Here is a 271-nt window from a genome sequence, read left to right as displayed (position 1 = left end):
CATGTGGCACGGAATACCCGACGAAGCGGAGGCAGCGCGATTGACGGTCGCACCACGCGTCATCATGGCTACGCGCTGAGCCAGCGCCGGCGTAAATGCATCGAACAGTGTTTGGGCTGGGGTAAGACCATCGGCCCGATCCGTCAGGTGATGGTGCGGGGTTTGGCCAAAGTGGATCAGTTACTGACATTGACGATGGCGGCCTACAACCTGATACGACTACGTTCATTGGTCGCATTGCGTCCGGAGCTGACGTGAGAGGGGTAAATAT

At 57.9% G+C, this 271-nt stretch carries 1 protein-coding gene; it reads left to right on the top strand.

Annotated features, from left to right (window positions below):
• The coding region (locus tag HWX34_RS21020) for a transposase (RefSeq protein ID WP_178974159.1) at nucleotides 1-258 on the top strand (258 nt) is incomplete at its 5' end.
• Between the last annotated feature and the right edge of the window lie 13 nt (nucleotides 259-271).

The sequence above is a fragment of the Aquitalea sp. LB_tupeE genome, assembly GCF_013391415.1.
Lineage (GTDB): Bacteria > Pseudomonadota > Gammaproteobacteria > Burkholderiales > Chromobacteriaceae > Aquitalea.
This window is presented reverse-complemented; position numbering and strand designations above follow the sequence as displayed.